At 59.1% G+C, this 16,089-nt stretch carries 18 protein-coding genes; 10 read left to right on the forward strand and 8 right to left on the reverse strand.

Going from position 1 to position 16,089, the window contains the following annotated elements; translation table 11 throughout:
- Nucleotides 1–69: 69 nt before the first annotated feature.
- The 3 genes from recX to pncC form a co-directional block, all read right to left on the reverse strand.
- A complete protein-coding gene (gene recX / locus BJF97_RS22730) occupies nucleotides 70–570 on the reverse strand; it encodes a recombination regulator RecX (protein WP_014226510.1) in 501 nt (166 codons plus the stop codon).
- Between the two features lie 71 nt (nucleotides 571–641).
- Nucleotides 642–1,700: a recombinase RecA gene (gene recA / locus BJF97_RS22735; protein ID WP_004104808.1), complete on the reverse strand. Its 1,059-nt coding sequence runs from the start codon at nucleotides 1,698–1,700 to the stop codon at nucleotides 642–644.
- Between the two features lie 80 nt (nucleotides 1,701–1,780).
- Entirely contained in the window at nucleotides 1,781–2,278 is a 498-nt protein-coding gene (pncC, locus tag BJF97_RS22740) for a nicotinamide-nucleotide amidase (RefSeq protein WP_014226512.1), read from the reverse strand.
- A gap of 204 nt (nucleotides 2,279–2,482) precedes the next feature.
- Between pncC and BJF97_RS22745 the strand changes: the two genes are divergently transcribed.
- The gene (locus BJF97_RS22745; protein WP_014226513.1) at nucleotides 2,483–2,710 is read left to right on the forward strand and encodes a hypothetical protein; all 228 of its coding nucleotides are present in this window, start codon (nucleotides 2,483–2,485) and stop codon (nucleotides 2,708–2,710) included.
- A gap of 36 nt (nucleotides 2,711–2,746) precedes the next feature.
- Here the strand turns inward: BJF97_RS22745 and BJF97_RS22750 are convergent, their stop codons facing one another.
- From BJF97_RS22750 to mltB, 4 genes are all read right to left on the reverse strand, one after another.
- A complete protein-coding gene (locus BJF97_RS22750) occupies nucleotides 2,747–3,625 on the reverse strand; it encodes a metal ABC transporter substrate-binding protein (RefSeq protein ID WP_032694771.1) in 879 nt (292 codons plus the stop codon).
- 8 nt (nucleotides 3,626–3,633) lie between these two features.
- Nucleotides 3,634–4,497 (reverse strand): metal ABC transporter permease, encoded by an 864-nt coding sequence (locus BJF97_RS22755; protein ID WP_014226515.1) that lies wholly within the window; start codon nucleotides 4,495–4,497, stop codon nucleotides 3,634–3,636.
- On the reverse strand, nucleotides 4,494–5,204 hold the full coding sequence (locus BJF97_RS22760; RefSeq protein ID WP_162557671.1) for a metal ABC transporter ATP-binding protein: 711 nt from the start codon (nucleotides 5,202–5,204) through the stop codon (nucleotides 4,494–4,496). The genes BJF97_RS22755 and BJF97_RS22760 overlap by 4 nt, the downstream gene beginning before the upstream one ends.
- Before the next feature lie 203 nt (nucleotides 5,205–5,407).
- The gene (mltB, locus tag BJF97_RS22765; protein ID WP_032694769.1) at nucleotides 5,408–6,484 is read right to left on the reverse strand and encodes a lytic murein transglycosylase B; all 1,077 of its coding nucleotides are present in this window, start codon (nucleotides 6,482–6,484) and stop codon (nucleotides 5,408–5,410) included.
- 261 nt (nucleotides 6,485–6,745) lie between these two features.
- Here mltB and srlA point away from each other — a divergent pair, with 261 nt between their 5' ends.
- The 7 genes from srlA (at nucleotide 6,746) to gutQ (ending at nucleotide 11,745) form a co-directional block, all read left to right on the forward strand.
- Nucleotides 6,746–7,309: a PTS glucitol/sorbitol transporter subunit IIC gene (gene srlA, locus BJF97_RS22770; RefSeq protein WP_004104818.1), complete on the forward strand. Its 564-nt coding sequence runs from the start codon at nucleotides 6,746–6,748 to the stop codon at nucleotides 7,307–7,309.
- Nucleotides 7,306–8,283: a PTS glucitol/sorbitol transporter subunit IIB gene (gene srlE / locus BJF97_RS22775; RefSeq protein WP_014226517.1), complete on the forward strand. Its 978-nt coding sequence runs from the start codon at nucleotides 7,306–7,308 to the stop codon at nucleotides 8,281–8,283. Before srlA ends, srlE begins: the two co-directional genes overlap by 4 nt.
- A 13-nt stretch (nucleotides 8,284–8,296) precedes the next feature.
- The gene (gene srlB / locus BJF97_RS22780; RefSeq protein WP_004132227.1) at nucleotides 8,297–8,659 is read left to right on the forward strand and encodes a PTS glucitol/sorbitol transporter subunit IIA; all 363 of its coding nucleotides are present in this window, start codon (nucleotides 8,297–8,299) and stop codon (nucleotides 8,657–8,659) included.
- 17 nt (nucleotides 8,660–8,676) lie between these two features.
- A complete protein-coding gene (srlD, locus tag BJF97_RS22785; RefSeq protein WP_014226518.1) occupies nucleotides 8,677–9,456 on the forward strand; it encodes a sorbitol-6-phosphate dehydrogenase in 780 nt (259 codons plus the stop codon).
- A gap of 129 nt (nucleotides 9,457–9,585) precedes the next feature.
- On the forward strand, nucleotides 9,586–9,945 hold the full coding sequence (gene gutM / locus BJF97_RS22790; RefSeq protein WP_014839303.1) for a transcriptional regulator GutM: 360 nt from the start codon (nucleotides 9,586–9,588) through the stop codon (nucleotides 9,943–9,945).
- A gap of 68 nt (nucleotides 9,946–10,013) precedes the next feature.
- Complete coding sequence (gene srlR, locus BJF97_RS22795) at nucleotides 10,014–10,787, forward strand: glucitol operon DNA-binding transcriptional repressor SrlR (RefSeq protein WP_004104826.1); 774 nt, start codon at nucleotides 10,014–10,016, stop codon at nucleotides 10,785–10,787.
- Entirely contained in the window at nucleotides 10,780–11,745 is a 966-nt protein-coding gene (gutQ, locus tag BJF97_RS22800) for an arabinose-5-phosphate isomerase GutQ (protein WP_014226519.1), read from the forward strand. The genes srlR and gutQ overlap by 8 nt, the downstream gene beginning before the upstream one ends.
- Here the strand turns inward: gutQ and norR are convergent.
- Nucleotides 11,708–13,252, reverse strand: coding sequence for a nitric oxide reductase transcriptional regulator NorR (gene norR, locus BJF97_RS22805; protein ID WP_025107285.1), 1,545 nt, complete (start codon nucleotides 13,250–13,252; stop codon nucleotides 11,708–11,710). The genes gutQ and norR overlap by 38 nt on opposite strands.
- A 187-nt stretch (nucleotides 13,253–13,439) precedes the next feature.
- Here norR and norV point away from each other — a divergent pair, with 187 nt between their 5' ends.
- The gene (norV, locus tag BJF97_RS22810) at nucleotides 13,440–14,885 is read left to right on the forward strand and encodes an anaerobic nitric oxide reductase flavorubredoxin (RefSeq protein ID WP_032694768.1); all 1,446 of its coding nucleotides are present in this window, start codon (nucleotides 13,440–13,442) and stop codon (nucleotides 14,883–14,885) included.
- Nucleotides 14,882–16,015, forward strand: coding sequence for an NADH:flavorubredoxin reductase NorW (norW, locus tag BJF97_RS22815; protein ID WP_032694767.1), 1,134 nt, complete (start codon nucleotides 14,882–14,884; stop codon nucleotides 16,013–16,015). The genes norV and norW overlap by 4 nt, the downstream gene beginning before the upstream one ends.
- Nucleotides 16,016–16,089 lie beyond the last annotated feature (74 nt).

The raw sequence follows: 16,089 nt of genomic DNA on the forward strand, positions 1-16,089 counted from the left end.
AGGCTACTCACGAAAATAAAGTGGGAATAAGATAAGTTTTCTTCACGGGGAAGTAAAATCCCGGATGGGTCAATCTGCAAAATTTCGCCAGATTTCCTGAATATCCTCCATCAGATAGCCGCGGTAGAGCAAAAAGCGCTGAATTTTGACTTTTTCTGCAAATACGCTGGGCAGGGGGTCGCCATATTTTCGCTGCGCCTGCTCTTTGGCAAGCCGCGCCCAGTCGATTTCGCACTCGCGCATGGCTGCCTCTGTCGTCTCGCGGGAGATCCCCTTCTGCTTTAGCTCCTGGCGGACGCGCGCCGGGCCGTACCCCTTGCGGCTGCGGCTGGCAATGAACTGACGGACAAAGCGTTCGTCGTCCAGATAGCGGTTCTCAATGCACCATTCAACGACTTTATCGACCTCTTCCGGCGTCACATCTAACGCTTCAGGGCCGTTTTTGCTCATGACCGGTGCAGCCAGTTTTCGCCTTAGCTCCTGTTCGCTGTGGTCGCGCATTGCCAGAATGCGAATCGCGCGATCCAGCAGCCTGGCGTAGTCAGAGCGGCGGGATGAAGTTTCAGTCACGGTCAGCCTCGCTAATCAAAAAAAGCAAAAGGGCCGCATAAGCGGCCCCTTGTTAGTCTGTTCAGACGATATCAGAAATCTTGTTCGGTTTCCGCTTCGCTGTTGCCATCAACCGCGAAGTCCGGCGTGGAGTCCTGATTGCTCAGCAGCAGTTCACGAACTTTCTTCTCGATCTCTTTTGCCGCAGCCGGGTTCTCTTTCAGCCAGGAGATGGCGTTCGCTTTACCCTGACCGATTTTATCACCGTTATAGCTGTACCATGCGCCGGCTTTCTCAATCAGCTTCTCTTTCACGCCGAGATCGACCAGCTCACCGAAGAAGTTAATCCCTTCGCCGTAGAGGATCTGGAATTCAGCCTGTTTAAACGGCGCGGCAATTTTGTTTTTCACCACTTTAACGCGGGTTTCGCTGCCGACAACGTTGTCGCCCTCTTTCACCGCACCGATACGACGGATATCCAGACGCACGGAGGCGTAGAACTTCAGCGCGTTACCGCCGGTGGTGGTTTCCGGGTTACCGAACATCACGCCAATTTTCATACGAATCTGGTTGATGAAGATGAGCAGGGTGTTGGACTGCTTCAGGTTGCCCGCCAGTTTACGCATCGCCTGGCTCATCATACGCGCCGCGAGGCCCATATGAGAGTCGCCGATTTCGCCTTCGATTTCCGCTTTCGGCGTCAGCGCCGCAACGGAGTCAACGACGATAACGTCTACCGCACCGGAACGCGCCAGCGCGTCACAGATTTCCAGAGCCTGTTCGCCGGTATCCGGCTGGGAGCACAGCAGGTTGTCGATATCGACGCCCAGCTTGCGTGCGTAAACCGGGTCCAGCGCGTGTTCCGCATCGATAAACGCACAGGTTTTGCCTTCGCGCTGCGCGGCGGCGATAACCTGCAGCGTCAGCGTGGTTTTGCCGGAAGATTCAGGCCCGTAGATCTCGACGATACGGCCCATCGGCAGGCCGCCTGCGCCCAGGGCGATATCAAGGGAAAGCGAGCCGGTGGAGATAGTTTCCACATCCATGGAACGGTCTTCACCCAGGCGCATGATGGAGCCTTTACCGAATTGTTTTTCGATCTGGCCCAGTGCTGCCGCCAACGCTTTCTGTTTGTTTTCGTCGATAGCCATTATTACTCCTCTCATGCCGGGTGTAACCGGGTAGTGAATTCTGTTCTGTTGAAGCAATTATACTGTATAGTCATACAGTATCAAGTATTTTGTAGAAATTGTTGCCAGAGGAGATTTAGCGCGTAGGCCGTGGCCTGGCGGCGTACCGACTCGCGGTCTCCGGCAAAGCATTCGCGCCGGGTTACGCCCTGTCCGCTGGCGCTGGCCACGCCAAACCAGACGGTTCCCACCGGCTTTTCCGCGCTGCCACCGTCCGGCCCGGCGATGCCGCTGACCGAAATGGCATAGTCCGCGCGAGCCGCACGCAGCGCGCCGATGGCCATCTCCACCACCACCGGTTCACTCACCGCGCCATGGCTAAGCAGCGTCGCTTCGCTGACGCCAATCATCTGCGATTTCGCTTCATTGCTGTAAGTGACGAAACCGCGCTCAAACCATGCCGAACTGCCGGCGATATCGGTAAGGGTTTTGGCGACCCAGCCGCCGGTGCAGGACTCCGCCGTGGTCACCGTCGCACCGCGCGCTTTCAGCGCCATCCCCACCTGCTCGCTCAGCTGCATTAATTCCGAATCTGTCATTCGTCGCCCCACTTAAGCTGTACAAAGAGGCCATCAAAGATAGCACTTTCAACGGAGATATGGGGACGAGGTAACGAATTTACGAGTCGGCTGGCGAAAAACATCGGCTATGGCCAACGCCGCATTTTCGGATAGCCGCCCGGGGGCACCGGTGTCACAATTCACCGCACATATAAGGAAGAGTTAAATGAGAGGTTACCAGGAATGGCCAAAGCAACGCTTACCTCAGAGCAGAACGTGAAAAAAATTCGCCAGGTGCGCCTGTACCTGTTTGTATGCGGCACAGTTTCACTGCTAACCGCGCTACTGCATATTTTCACCCGCTCATTCAACCCGCTGTTCGAAGGCGTACAGATCCTGCTGGGCGTGGGCTGTATTGCCAGTGGATTCACATTGAACAAAAAAATCAAGCAGATACTCGCAGAACCATAGCGGCGGATAACCGGCCCATTGCGGGCCGGTTTTTATTTATTTCATACTCGCCGCGATCAGCTCCACGTTGTGACGCAGCATTTTCACGTAGCTGTCCGCCACGCCGCCCGGTTGAGAGAGCGCTTCAGGGTAGAGCTCTCCTCCCGGCTGCGCGCCCGTCGCGCTGGCAATCTGTTTAACCAGTCTTGGATCAAGCTGATTTTCCATAAACCAGGTATGCACCTCGTCGGCTTTAATTTGTCGAATTAATGCCGCCACCTGCGCCGCGCTGGCCTCACTTTCCGAAGATAGCCCCTGCGGCGCGAGGAAAGTCACGCCATAGGCGCGGCCAAAATAGCCGAAAGCATCATGGCTGGTCAGAACCTTACGCTTTGCCTGTGGAATGGCGGTGAACTGGCTTTTAGCCCAGCGATCGATCTCGTTAAGCTGGCTGATATAGCGCTTGCCGGAGGCCTCCAGCGCCAACTTATCTTCCGGGTCGGCTTTCACCAGGCCGTTGAGGATATTCTGCGCGTACAGCGCACCGTTCGCGGCGCTGTTCCACGCATGCGGATCGGTTACCGTTGCGCCATCTTCTTCAAGCGTGTGGGTTTTGACTCCGCGGGAAGCCACCACCAGCTCGCCTTTGAACCCGGATGCTTTAATCAGCCGGTCCAGCCAGCCCTCCAGCCCCAGGCCGTTGACCACCACCACATCGGCGTTGTTCAGCAGCGCGCTGTCTTTCGGCGAGGGCTCGAAGGTATGCGGATCGCCGTCCGGCCCCACTAGCGTATCCACATGCACATGTTCGCCGCCAATCTGCTGCACCATATCGCCCAACACGGAAAAACTGCTCACCACGTTTAGCGTTTTCGCCATCACCCCGTGCGATGCCAGACCCAGCGCCAGCACCAGCCATATCCCGGTACGTTTCATCATTGTCCTTACCCCATTAATTTACGCCAGCCGACAACCAGCCGGCTGCGCGAGCCAAAAAACACCGATACAAAAAAGAGGCCGCTGGCGGTCAGCACAATGGCGGGTCCGGCAGGCAAATTCGCCGCCCACGACAGGCTCAGCCCCATCCACGCGCAAAAACCGCCCATCAGCGCCGCCAGCAGCAGAATGCCCGGCAGCGTCCGCGCCCAGCAGCGCGCCGCTACCGCGGGCAGCATCATGACCCCCACCGCCATCAGCGTGCCGAGCACCTGAAACCCGGCCACCAGATTGAGCACCAGCAGGGCGAGGAACAGGCCGTGCAGCAGCGCAGGCACTCTTCGCGCATTCACCTGAAGCCAGACGCTGTCGAAGGCTTCGCTGACCAGGCCGCGATAAAACAGGGCGATGCAAATCAGCGTCAGGCTGGCAACGCCGGTCACAAACAGCGCCGAATCGCGGTCTACCGCCAGAATCGAGCCGAACAGCAGATGCAGCAGGTCGACGTTAGAGCCGCGCAGCGAGACCAGCGTGACGCCCAGCGCCAGGGAGCCGAGATAAAATCCGGCAAAGCTGGCATCCTCTTTTAAAAGCGTGCGTCGGCTGACCCACCCCGCCACCAGCGCCACCGCAATGCCGGCAATAAAACCCCCGACGGTCATCGCCAGCAGCGACATCCCGTTAAGCAGGTAGCCCACCGCCACGCCGGGCAAAATCGCATGCGAGAGCGCATCGCCCATCAGGCTCATGCGGCGTAAAAGTAAGAAGACGCCGAGCATGGTCGTGCTCAGGGAGAGCGCCAGGCACACCACCAGCGCGCGGCGCATAAAGCCAAACTCGATAAAGGGCTGAATGAAGGTGTGCCAGATCATGCCAGCCTCGCGGAGTGAAAGGCGGGCAGCACATCAGGCGTACTGCCCCAGCGGGCGCGCTGCGGCGTCAGCAGCATCGTTTCCGGGAAATAGTCGGCGACCCGCTGGTTATCGTGCAGCACCGCCAGAATCGTCTGCCCCTGCTGATGCATTTCCAGGATCAGCGCCATCAGCTCACGGCAGGTGGCTTCGTCGATGCCGGTAAACGGTTCGTCGAGCATCACCAGCGGCGCGCGCTGCACCATCACCCTCGCGAAGAGCATGCGCTGAAACTGGCCGCCGGAGAGCGCCTCAATCGGCGTTTTCGCCATCGCTAGCAGCCCCACCCGCGCTATGGCCGCGACGATACGCTGGCGCACCTCCCCCCCGAGCCCGCGCAGCAACGATACCTGCGGCCAGGCCCCCTGGCTGACGACATCCTGCACCGTAAGCGGAAACTGCGACTCCAGCGCATGCCGCTGCGCCAGCCAGCCGATAACCGGCCGTCCGTCGCGCCAGTGCAGGCGGCCGCTGACCGGCGGGATAAATCCGGCCAGCGTCTTTAACAGCGTCGATTTCCCACAGCCGTTCAGGCCGACGATAGCCGTCATACTCCCCGTTGCAATCGTGCCGCTAAGGGACGGCGCGATCGCCAGCCCTTCATAGCCAGCCACCAGATGATCGAGCTCTATCATGGCAGCGATACCGCCCACCAGGTTGCCAGCCACAGGGCGGCCAGCAGCACGCCGGCCATCGCCAGCCGGGCGATGCCTGAAGTCATCAATAAAGAAGTCAATGTTTACGCCTCAATAAAACGTTATAACATAACAATATTAAAAGAAGCGCGGAATGTAAATTGGCGTCAACAAAAGGAAATGCTGCAAAATGTTACAGACTCCTCTCCGGACGGAGAGGAGCACAGAAGACGGGATTACTGCATCCGGGCCTGAGAAACCGCCAGACCGAGCTGCCAGACGGCCATCGCGTAATGGGTGCTGTGGTTATAGCGGGTAATGGTGTAGAAGTTCGGCAGACCGTACCAGTACTGGTAGCCTGTGCCGATATCCAGACGCAGCAGGCTCGCCTGCTGGTGGTTACCCAGCGGCTGAGTCGGGGTAAGTCCCGCCGCCGCCAGCTGCGAGACGCTGTATTTGGTTTTGAACCCATTGTTCAGCCCAGGCGCCTGGCCCAGCGCCTGTACCGCAACCAGATCGCCGCTCACCCAGCCGTGCTGCTTGAAGTAGTTCGCTACGCTGCCGATCGCATCGACCGGATCCCACAGGTTGATATGCCCGTCGCCGTTAAAGTCCACCGCGTACTGCCTGTAAGAAGAGGGCATAAACTGACCGTAGCCCATCGCGCCGGCGAAGGAGCCTTTCAGATCGAGCGGGTCATCCTGTTCGCTGCGCGCCATCAGCAGGAACGTTTCCAGCTCGCTGGAGAAGTATTCTGCGCGGCGCGGATAGTTAAACGACAGCGTCGCCAGCGCATCGAGGATGCAGGTTTTCCCCATCACCCGGCCCCAGCGGGTCTCGACGCCAATAATCCCGACGATAATTTCCGGCGGCACGCCGTAAACCTGGTACGCGCGGTTGAGCGCATCCTGATACTGGTTCCAGAATGCCACGCCGTTCTGCACGTTATCCGGGGTAATAAACTGTTTTTTGTAGCGCAGCCAGGCGCCGTTTGGCCCTGACGGCGGCAGCCCGGTGGGCGCCTGACGGTCCATCAGACGCAGCACATAGTCCAGGCGTTTGGCCTGCGAGAGAATTTGATGCAGCTGCTGTCGGTCGAAGCCGTGCTTGCTCACCATTTTATCAATGAACTGTTCCGCCGCCGGGTTATTGGCGAAATCGCCGCTCATCTCCATCACGTTATGCTGTGGCTCAAGTAAAAAACCGCCCGTGCCGCCCGCCATTTCCTTTTCCGCAGGAGTTTGAGGTTTGCTGCTGCAGGCAGCGAGGAGAACGCACAGGGGGAGTAAAGCCAGGGAACGACGCTTCAACATGGGACATCCATTTAACAAATCGGCAAGGGGTAATTATGGTAAAGCATGCGCCCGCTCACAAGGAAGCGGCGGCAATGTAAATTCTTTTTTATCACCCTTTTCCTCTCGCCCCGCCGGATCCTTCGTTCACTCCAGCCACAACCTTTCAAAATAAAATATTTATCTTTCATTTTGCGATCAATATAACAATTTTAAACCTTTTAAAATGATTAAAATTAGCTGCCAGTTAGCAAGAAAAATAACACGCTGAAGGAGAGAACAATGATTGAAGTCGTTACCCACGGCGCCGAATGGTTTATCGGCCTGTTTCAGAAGGGAGGCGAGGTGTTCACCGGTATGGTCACCGGGATCCTGCCTTTGCTGATCAGTCTGCTGGTGATCATGAACGCGCTGATCAACTTTATTGGTCAGCAGCGGATCGAAAAGCTGGCGCAGCGCTGCGCCGGTAATCCGATCTCCCGCTACCTGCTGCTGCCCTGCATCGGCACCTTCGTTTTCTGTAACCCGATGACCCTGAGCCTTGGGCGCTTTATGCCCGAGAAATACAAACCGAGCTACTACGCGGCGGCCTCCTACAGCTGCCACTCAATGAACGGCCTGTTTCCGCACATCAACCCCGGCGAACTGTTCGTCTATCTGGGGATCGCCAACGGGCTAACCACCCTCGGTCTGCCGTTAGGGCCGCTGGCGGTGAGCTATCTGCTGGTGGGCCTGGTGACGAACTTCTTCCGCGGCTGGGTGACCGACCTGACCACGTCGATTTTTGAGAAAAAAATGGCCATCCAGCTTGAGCAGAAAGTGCATCTGTCAGGAGCGACATCATGACCCGTATTCGCATTGAAAAAGGCGCCGGCGGCTGGGGCGGCCCGCTCGAACTGGACGCCGTTGCCGGTAAAAAGATTGTCTATATCACCGCGGGCACCCGCCCGGCGATCGTCGATAAAATTGCCCGCCTCACCGGCTGGCAGGCGGTCGATGGCTTCAAAGAGGGCGAACCGCCGGAAGCGGAAATCGGCGTGGCGATTATCGACTGCGGCGGCACCCTGCGCTGCGGTATCTACCCGAAGCGCCGCATCCCGACCATTAATATCCACGCGACCGGCAAATCGGGTCCGCTGGCGCAGTACATCGTCGAAGACATTTACGTTTCCGGCGTCAAAGAAGAGAACATTTTCGCGCTGGAAGAGGGTCCCTCCCCGGCCCCGCAGGCCGCGCCTGCCCAGCCGGCGGCCCGCGACTATGACACCAGCAAGAAAATAACCGAGCAGAGCGACGGCCTGCTGGCCAAAGTTGGTATGGGGATGGGCTCGGTCGTGGCGGTGCTGTTCCAGGCCGGGCGCGACACCATCGATACGGTGCTGAAAACCATTCTGCCGTTTATGGCCTTCGTCGCGGCGCTGATCGGCATCATCATGGCCTCCGGCATCGGCGACTGGATTGCCCACGGCCTGGCGCCGCTCGCCAGCCATCCGCTGGGCCTCGTCACCCTGGCGCTGATCTGCTCTTTCCCGCTGCTGTCGCCGTTTCTCGGCCCCGGCGCGGTCATCGCCCAGGTTATCGGCGTGCTGATTGGCGTGCAGATTGGCCTTGGCAATATTCCGCCGCATCTCGCCCTGCCCGCGCTGTTCGCCATTAACGCCCAGGCCGCCTGCGACTTTATCCCGGTTGGCCTGTCGCTGGCGGAAGCGCGCCAGGACACCGTGCGCGTCGGCGTACCGTCGGTACTGGTGAGCCGCTTCCTGACCGGCGCGCCAACGGTGCTGATCGCCTGGTTCGTTTCCGGATTTATTTACCAATAAGAGGTGCCTGAAGATGACCGTGATTTACCAGACCACCATTACGCATATCGGCGCCAGCGCGGCGATGGCGCTGGACGAGCAGATGCTGATCACCTTCCGCGAAGGCGCCCCGGCCGATATCGAAGAGTACTGCTTTATTCACAACCACGGCGAGCTCTCCGGCGCGCTGGTGCCGGGCGCTGAGCTGCAGCTCGGCGAGCTGCGCTACCCGGTCACCGCCGTCGGCGACGTCGCCGAGCAGAACCTGCGCGAGCTGGGCCATATCACGCTGCGCTTTGACGGCCACCGCGAAGCGGAATTCCCCGGAACCGTACACGTGGCGGGGCCAGTGCCGGAAGGCATCGCCGCCGGCTGCGTACTGAAATTTGTTGCTTAAGTTGTAAGGAGAAAATTATGAATCAGGTTGCTGTTGTCATCGGTGGGGGACAAACCTTAGGGGAGTTTCTGTGTCGCGGGCTTGCCGCAGAAGGCTATCGCGTGGCGGTGGTCGATATTCAGAGCGATAAAGCGACCCGCGTCGCGCAGGCCATCAATGCAGAACATGGCGAAGGCACGGCGTGGGGCTTCGGCGCGGACGCCACCAGCGAAGCCAGCGTGGTCGCCCTCGCCCGCGGGGTAGACGAAATATTTTCCCGCGTCGACCTGCTGGTCTATAGCGCCGGGATCGCTAAAGCGGCGTTTATCAGCGACTTCGCGCTGGGAGATTTCGACCGTTCGCTGCAGGTGAATCTGGTGGGCTACTTCCTCTGCGCCCGCGAGTTTTCCCGCCTGATGATCCGCGACGGCATTAAAGGACGCATCATTCAGATCAACTCTAAATCCGGCAAAGTGGGCAGCAAGCATAACTCCGGCTATAGCGCGGCGAAGTTTGGCGGCGTGGGGCTGACGCAGTCGCTGGCGCTGGACCTCGCGGAGTACGGGATTACCGTGCACTCCCTGATGCTCGGCAACCTGCTGAAGTCGCCGATGTTCCAGTCTCTGCTGCCGCAGTACGCCACCAAGCTGGGGATCCCGGAGGAGCAGGTCGAGCAGTATTACATCGACAAAGTCCCGCTGAAGCGCGGCTGCGATTACCAGGACGTACTTAACGTGCTGATGTTTTACGCCAGTCCGCAGGCTTCATACTGCACCGGGCAGTCCATCAACGTCACCGGCGGGCAGGTGATGTTTTAAACCAGAGGTCCCGGATTGCGCTGCGCTTATCCGGGCTACAAAACCGGCACCCCGCGCCGATCCGTAGCCCGGGTAAGGCGCAACGCGCCGCCTCCGGGGAAATATCGCACACGCCTTAAGGAGACTTTTATGGTTACCGCACTTATCACTATCGCCGCCATCGCCTGGATAACCCAGCTCGCCTTTGGCGGCTGGCAGATCAGGCAGTTCAATCGCGCATTCGATCGGCTGTGCCAGCAGGGACGCGTCGGCGTCGGCCGCTCCTCGGGGCGGTTCAAGCCGCGCGCCGTCGTCGCCATCGCCGTCGACGAAAACGACCGCATTCGCGATACGCTGTTAATGAAAGGCCTCACCGTCTTCGCCAGGCCGCAAAAAATTCCCGCCCTCACCGGTAAGCATCTTAAGGAATTGCAGCCTGATGTGATCTTTCCCAATGATCCGCTCTGTCAGAATGCACTATCATTAGCGCTTAATCCGAAACATGGATAATTTCGTTGTGAACGTTAATATCTTGCGAAATTATCATTTCGAAACTTTAAACGCAGGATACAACGCCTATGAAACCACGTCAGCGCCAGGCAGCCATTCTCGAGCACCTGCAATCGCAGGGCAAATGCTCGGTCGAAGAGCTGGCGCAACACTTCGACACCACCGGCACCACCATCCGTAAGGATCTGGTGATCCTTGAGAATGCTGGTACCGTTATCCGCACTTACGGCGGCGTGGTGTTAAATAAAGACGAGGCCGATCCGCCCATCGACCACAAAACGCTGATCAACACCCATAAAAAAGAGCGGATTGCCGAAGCCGCGGTCAGCTTCATTCACGATGGCGACTCGATCATTCTTGACGCCGGCAGTACGGTGCTGCAAATGGTGCCGATGCTCAGCCGCTTCAATAACATTACCGTGATGACCAACAGCCTGCATATCGTCAACGCCCTCTCCGAACTGGATAACGAACAAACCATCCTGATGCCGGGCGGCACGTTCCGCAAAAAATCGGCCTCCTTTCACGGCCAGCTGGCGGAAAACGCCTTCGAACACTTCAGCTTCGATCGACTGTTTATGGGCACCGACGGCATTGATTTAATCGCCGGCGTCACCACCTTTAATGAGGTTTATACGGTCAGCAAAGCGATGTGCAATGCCGCCCGCGAAGTTATCCTGATGGCCGACTCGTCGAAGTTTGGCCGCAAAAGTCCCAATATCGTCTGCGGCCTGGAGAGCGTAGACAAACTGATTACCGATGCCGATATCAGCCCGGAATTTAAGCGGGCGCTGGAAGACAAAGGCATCGAAGTCATTATTACTGGAGAACATCATGAGTAACTTTCTGTTAGAAGCCGGACGCCAGACCCTGATGCTGGAGCTTCAGGAGGCGAGCCGCCTGCCTGAACGCCTGGGCGACGACTTCATCCGCGCGGCGGAAACCATTATCCACTGCGAGGGCAAACTGGTCGTCTCCGGTATCGGTAAATCGGGTCATATTGGTAAAAAGCTGGCCGCCACCTTCGCCAGCACCGGCACCCCGGCATTTTTTGTTCACCCGGCGGAAGCGCTGCACGGCGACCTCGGCATGCTCGACAGCCGCGACGTGATGCTGTTTATCTCTTACTCCGGCAGCGCTAAAGAGCTGGATCTTATCGTTCCGCGCCTGGAGGAAAAATCCATTCCGCTGCTGGCGATGACCGGTAAATCCACTTCACCGCTGGCGCTGGCGGCCAAAGCGGTGCTTGATATTGCCGTAGAGCGTGAAGCCTGCCCGATGCACCTCGCGCCCACCTCCAGCACCGTCAATACCCTGATGCTCGGCGACGCGCTGGCCATGGCGGTCATGCAGGCCCGCGGCTTTAACGAAGAAGATTTCGCCCGTTCGCACCCGGCCGGCGCGCTGGGCGCACGGCTGCTGAACAAAGTTCACCATCTGATGCGCCGCGACGGCGACGTGCCGCGCGTCGCCAACGACACCAGCGTCATGGACGCGATGCTCGAACTCAGCCGCACCGGCCTGGGGCTGGTGGCGGTCTGCGATGAGCGCAATCACGTGCAGGGCGTCTTTACCGACGGCGACCTGCGCCGCTGGCTGGTGGGCGGCGGCAGCTTACAGGATATCGTCAGCCAGGCGATGACCCGCAACGGCGTCACTCTGCAAGCGGAAAGCCGCGCGATAGAAGCCAAAGAGCGCCTGATGAAGCATAAAATCAGCGCCGCTCCGGTGGTGGATGAAAGCGGCCAGCTGGTCGGCGCGATTAACCTGCAGAATTTTTATCAGGCCGGGATCCTTTAAGCCCCAGACGCTTCGCCAGCCGGTGCAGGTTGGCGACGTCGAGCCCCAGCGCGCGGGCGGCGGCGGCCCAGCTGCGGCCATTAGCAGCCAGCGCGCTGGCGATCGCTTCGCGCTGGAACGCCTCCGTCGCCTCGCGCAGGCTCACCGCTTCCGCCGCCGGCTGCGGGCTGACGGTCGGCAAGGCTGGCGCTTCCCCGGCCAGCTGAAAATGCTGCGGCTCCAGCACGATATCATTACCCGCCTGCGTCGCCCGCGCCAGCACCACCGCCCGATGAATCGCGTGCTCCAGTTCGCGTACGTTGCCCGGCCATGACCAGGCGAGCAGCCTGGCCCGCGTCGCTTCGCTTAAAATCACCTGCGCCAGCCCCATGCGCAAACGGCACTGTTCGCAAAAATAGCCGGCCAGCAGCACCACATCACTTTCCCGCTCGCGCAGCGCCGGAACCGACAGCGGAAACACGCTCAGGCGATGATACAGGTCGGCGCGAAAGCGCCCCTCCACCACCTCCTGACGCAGGTCGCGGTTGGTGGCCGCCAGCACCCGCACATCAACCCGCAGGCTGCGATCGTCGCCGACGCGCTGAATATCGCCATACTGCAGCACCCGCAGCAGCTTGGCCTGGAGCGCCAGCGAAAGCTCGCCAATTTCATCGAGGAACAGCGTCCCGTTGTCCGCCATTTCAAATTTACCGCTGCGGTTGCTGATCGCCCCGGTAAACGCCCCTTTGACGTGGCCAAACAGCTCGCTCTCCGCCACGCTCTCCGGCAGGGCCGCGCAGTTGAGATAGACCAGCGGATTGGCCGCCCGCGGCGACCCCTGATGCACCGCTTTCGCCACCAGCTCTTTGCCGGTGCCGGTCTCGCCGCTAATCAGCACGTTTAAGTCAGAAGCCGCGACGATATCGATCTCTTTTTTCAGCTGCAGCATCGGCGCCGACAGGCCAATTATCTCCTGACGTTCGGCTGCCGGATACACGATAGCCTGCTCCGGCAGCACGTTTTGATTCTCCAGCCGGGCGATCAGCAGCGCGTTATTGAGCGCCCCGGCCACCAGGGCGGCAATCAGGCGCAGCTCCTCGTCGCTGAAGCTGTCAAAACGGTCCGCATCCATGCCGTCGAGGGTGAGCGCGCCGATCAGGGTTTGCCCGGCAAACAGCGGCAGGCCGACGCAGGCGTGCACCTTCAGGCTTTCCTGCCCGGGGATCAGGCCATCGTAAGGGTCCGGCAGATCGCTATCCGCCGGGAAGCGCACCACGTCCCCCGCCCGGGCAATCGCCTCCAGCCGCGGGTGGCCTTCAAGGGCAAAGCGTCGGCCAAGCACGTCCTGGGCCAGGCCATCAATCGCCAGCGGCACAAACTGGTGCGCCTCGTAGCGCAGCAGCGCCGAAGCATCGCAGCCGAGTATCTGCCGCAGGGTGGTAATCAAACGCGAAAAACGGTCGGCATGGCCGAGATCGCTTTGTAAATCAATGGCGATTTTCGCCAGGGCCTCGACGGAGAAACTCATTGTCGCCTCATAGTCATTTTGACACCAAACGTAGTCATATCGACTATTTTAACCATTGTCATTTTGACATCAACAGATTTAATAAAAAACATAAAACACTTAAAATTCAATTAATTAAAAAGTTGGCACGCAACTTGATATAAGCAAAACATCTTATTTGAACACTGCTGAATTAATTGAGGTTGCTATGTCTATTCTGGTTAAAAATAACATTCATTGGGTTGGCCAACGCGACTGGGAAGTGCGTGATTTCCACGGGACTGAATACAAAACGCTGCGCGGCAGCAGCTACAACAGCTATCTCATCCGGGAAGAAAAAAATGTGCTGATCGATACCGTCGATCATAAATTCAGCCGTGAATTCGTGCAGAACCTGCGCGGTGAAATCGACCTCGCCGATATTGATTACATCATTATCAACCATGCTGAGGAGGACCATGCCGGCGCGCTGACCGAGCTGATGACCCAGATCCCGGACACGCCGATTTACTGTACCGCCAACGCCATCGACTCCATCACCGGACACCATCATCACCCGGAGTGGAATTTTAAGGTGGTGAAAACCGGCAACAGCCTGGATATCGGCAACGGCAAGCAGCTGATTTTTGTCGAAACCCCGATGCTGCACTGGCCGGATAGCATGATGACCTATATGACCGGCGACGCGGTGCTGTTCAGCAACGACGCCTTCGGCCAGCACTACTGCGATGAACATCTGTTTAATGATGAAGTTGACCAGGTTGAGCTTTATGAGCAGTGCCAGCGCTACTATGCCAATATTCTGACCCCGTTCAGCCGCCTGGTGACGCCGAAAATTACCGAAATCCTCGGCTTTAACCTGCCGGTGGATATGATTGCCACCTCCCACGGCGTGGTCTGGCGCGATAACCCGACGCAGATCGTCGAAAAATATCTCGAGTGGGCGGCCGATTATCAGGAAGACCGCATCACGATTTTCTACGACACCATGTCCAACAACACCCGCATGATGGCCGACGCGATAGCCCAGGGCATTACCGACGAGGATCCGCGGGTGGCGGTGAAAATTTTCAACGTCGCCCGCAGCGATAAAAATGAAATCCTGACCAACGTGTTCCGCTCGAAGGGCGTGCTGGTCGGCACCTCAACCATGAATAACGTGATGATGCCGAAAATCGCCGGGCTGGTGGAGGAGATGACCGGCCTGCGTTTCCGTAACAAGCGCGCCAGCGCCTTCGGCTCCCACGGCTGGAGCGGCGGCGCGGTTGACCGCCTGTCCACGCGTTTACAGGATGCGGGCTTTGAAATGTCCCTGAGCCTGAAGGCCAAATGGCGCCCGGATCTCGACGCGCTGGAAGTGTGCCGCGAGCACGGCCGAGAAATCGCCCGCCAGTGGGCCCTCTCCCCGCTGCCGGCGAGCCAGGCCAAACACGCCGCGCCTGAGGCAACGCCCTGCGCAGCGCCAGCGGCAGCCGATCTCGGCCCGAAAATGCAGTGCAGCGTTTGCCAGTGGATTTACGACCCCGAACAGGGCGAACCGAACCAGGACGTCCAGCCGGGTACGCCGTGGAGCGAAGTCCCGGATAACTTCCTCTGCCCTGAGTGTTCGCTGGGTAAAGATGTGTTTGACGTTCTGGCATCGGAGGCAAAATGAGTGATGGCATCGTCATCATCGGCTCGGGCTTCGCGGCCCGTCAGCTGGTGAAAAATATTCGCAAGCAGGACCCGAATATCCCGCTGACCCTGATCGCCGCCGACAGCATGGATGAGTACAACAAACCGGATCTCAGCCATGTGGTCAGCCGCGGGCAGAACGCCGACGACCTGACCCTGCAAACGGCGGGCGAGTTTGCCGAGCAGTACAATCTGCGCCTGTTTCCGCATACCTGGGTCAGCGATATCGACGCCGAGCAGCACCTGGTGAAGAGCCAGGACCGCGAGTGGCGCTATGACAAACTGGTGCTGGCCACCGGCGCGACGCCGTTTATCCCACCGGTGCCGGGCCGCGAGCTGATGCTGACCCTGAACAGCCAGCGGGAATACGGTGCGGCGCAAAGCCATCTGCGCGATGCAAAAAGGGTGCTGATCGTCGGCGGCGGGCTGATTGGCTGCGAGCTGGCGATGGATTTCTGCCGCGCCGGCAAAGCGGTGACGGTGGTGGATAACTCCGCCAGCGTACTGTCGGCCCTGATGCCGCCCGAGGCCAGCAGCCGACTGCAGCATCGTCTGACCGACATGGGCGTGGATCTGATGCTGAAGTCCCAGCTGGAAAGCCTGACGCAGAGCGCCGACGGGATTCGCGTCACCCTTGACCGCCAGCGTACGATGACGGTGGATGCGGTGGTGGCCGCCGCCGGTTTACGCCCGGAAACGGCGCTGGCGCGGCATGCGGGGTTGAAAACTCACCGCGGCGTGGTGGTGAACAGCCAGCTGCAAACCAGCCATCCGGCGATTTACGCCCTCGGCGACTGCGCGGAAATCAACGGCATGGTCCTGCCTTTTCTGCAGCCGATTCTGCTAAGCGCCATGTGCCTGAGTAAAAATCTGCTGGCCCAGCAGGGAGAACTGAAGCTGCCGCCGATGCTGGTGAAGGTCAAAACGCCGGATTTACCGCTGCACCTGGCGGGCGATACCCGGCGCGAGGATCTGACGTGGAATATCGTTGCCGCCAAAGACGGCCTGGTCGCGAAAGGCGTTGACGCCGAGAACCAGCTGCGCGCTTTTGTGGTCAGCGAGGATCGCATGAAAGATGCTTTTGCCCTGCTCAAGCAGCTGGTGAGTTAACCTCGATGAAATAATGTTATCCCCGGGTCGCGGCGTAAACGCCTTACCCGGGCTACCGGATCTCAGACGGCAGT

This window comes from Klebsiella sp. LTGPAF-6F, from assembly GCF_001753185.1.
Lineage (GTDB): Bacteria > Pseudomonadota > Gammaproteobacteria > Enterobacterales > Enterobacteriaceae > Klebsiella > Klebsiella michiganensis.